The sequence below is a fragment of the Terriglobales bacterium genome (genome assembly GCA_035937135.1).
Lineage (GTDB): Bacteria > Acidobacteriota > Terriglobia > Terriglobales > Acidobacteriaceae > DASYVL01.
In genome coordinates this window covers 1-1,946 of sequence record DASYVL010000099.1, presented here as the reverse complement: position 1 = coordinate 1,946, position 1,946 = coordinate 1, and the positions used below count along the sequence as shown (strand labels likewise).

1 protein-coding gene is annotated in these 1,946 nt (G+C 67.8%); it reads left to right on the top strand.

The annotated features are described in order from the left end of the window. Nucleotides 1-281 precede the first annotated feature (281 nt). Entirely contained in the window at nt 282-1,598 is a 1,317-nt protein-coding gene (locus tag VGQ94_06070; protein ID HEV2022077.1) for an IS256 family transposase, read from the top strand. Nucleotides 1,599-1,946: the final 348 nt, after the last annotated feature.

Below are 1,946 nucleotides of genomic sequence, written 5' to 3'. Positions count from 1 at the left end.
CTGCTCCGGTCAAGAGCCGGGGTGGTGAGCGTTGCGGAAAAGGCGCCCAGGAGGCGTCAGGTATGGGTCGGGAAGGCGAACGAGAGTGAACCTGTGGGAGGGCAAAAGTCGGTTTGAGTTCACGCGGCTCTGGAGTAGACGTGATGGAGACCGCCAAGGACTGGCCTGGAGACGATCGCTCCGGAGGAGCCCGGCGAACGCGGTCGTGGCGGATGTAGTTCCAGACTTCGGTGGGGGCGATCGCAGTTGTAGTAGGTGGCGTCCCAAGGGTGATGTAAAAGTTGAACGGCGTAGCCTACGCGGTGGACTTGCAAACCACCATGGAGGACCACGCCGTGTCGAATCAAAGAGTAGCCCCATCGGACGCCTTGGAGCAGGCCATCGACGACCTGCTGGCGGAGGGCTTCGCCGACCCTGGCCGGCTGGCTGAGCTGGGCAGGCTGGGCGCCCGCCTGGTGATGCAGCGCGGGGTCGACGAGGAGGTCGCCGGGTTTCTGGGCCGGGCGCGCTATGAGCGGACGCCGGCGGCGAAGGGATCCCGCAACGGGGTCCGGCCGCGACGGGTGCAGACCGCCGAGGGCGAGCTTGAGATCCAGATGCCGCTGCTGCGCGACACCGCCCAGCGCTTCGTCTCCAAGATCATCCCCGACACCTCGGCGGTGATCCGCACCCGCCCGCTGGAGGCGCTGGTCATCGGCGCCTACGTGCGCGGCCTGTCCGACCGCGACATCGAGAGCCTGCTCAGCGAGGCCGGCCTGGGCCAGCTCTCCAAGAGCACCGCCAGCCGCATCTGCCGCGAGCTCCGCGACCGCTACCTCGCCTTCAGGGCGGGCAGCCTGGCGGAGGTGGAGCTGATGGTGCTCTTCCTCGACGCCGTCTATCTGCCCACCCGGCCCAGTGGCGCCAAGGAAGGGGTGCTGGTGGCCTGGGGCTACGACACCACCGGGAAGCGAGTTCTGCTCGACGTCGCGCTGGGTCAGCGAGAGCGCTTCGAGGACTGGCGGGACTTCGGCCGGGGCCTGGCCAGGCGCGGCCTGAGATCTCCCTGGCTGGCGGTCACGGACGGGGCCCCCGGGCTGGTGCTGGCGGCGGAGCAGCTGTGGCCCGACGCCGACCGCCAGCGGTGTACGGTGCATCGATTGCGCAACATCCTGGCCAAGCTGCCCAAGCGCGGCGACATCCAGAAGGAGGTCCGCGAGGCCTACTGGCGGGTCCTCAACGAGGCCGACAGCGAGGCCTCTGCCGAGGAGGGGCTGCGTCACCTCGTCAGCCGGCTGGAGCGTGACTATCCCTCCGCCGCGGCCTGCCTGGCCGAGGACCTGCCGGCGCTGGTGGTCCACCTCCGATACCCCGGCCGGCTACGCCACCGGTTGCGCAGCACCAACCTTCTGGAGCGCTCCCTGGAAGAGGTCAAGCGCCGGACCAAGGTCATCGGTCGCTTCCCCGGAGAAAGCAGCTGCCTCAGCCTCTGCTGGGCGGTGCTGGACCTGGTCATCGCCGGCGCCCACGGGCTCGGCCTCTCCGACCTCGACATGCAGACGCTCAACCATCTGCGCGTCGAAAGGATGCGACAGGCACCTGTCGCGCAGACCGCTTAAGATGCAGGAAGCCGCGCGGGCTGCCCGTTCACTTTTCCATCAGTCCAGAGACGCGACCCACGACACGAGCCCATCCAGTCGCTGCCGGTCGGACGGATTCTCAACGTTCACGGCCACATCCATGAGAAGCCTGCTCCCACCGAACGCCACATCAACGTGTCCGTTGAGCAGACGGACTACGGGCCGGTACGCCTCGTCAGCCTGATCGACGCGCGGATCGAGTCCCTGGACAAAGACTGATCAGCTCGCGCCGAATGGTCGTGCTCAGGTGGCTGGTTAGGGGATGCCGGTGAGCCGTGCCGCGAAGTTAGGTACGCCGGCAGCCTGAAGCATCGCCAGAAGCTCATC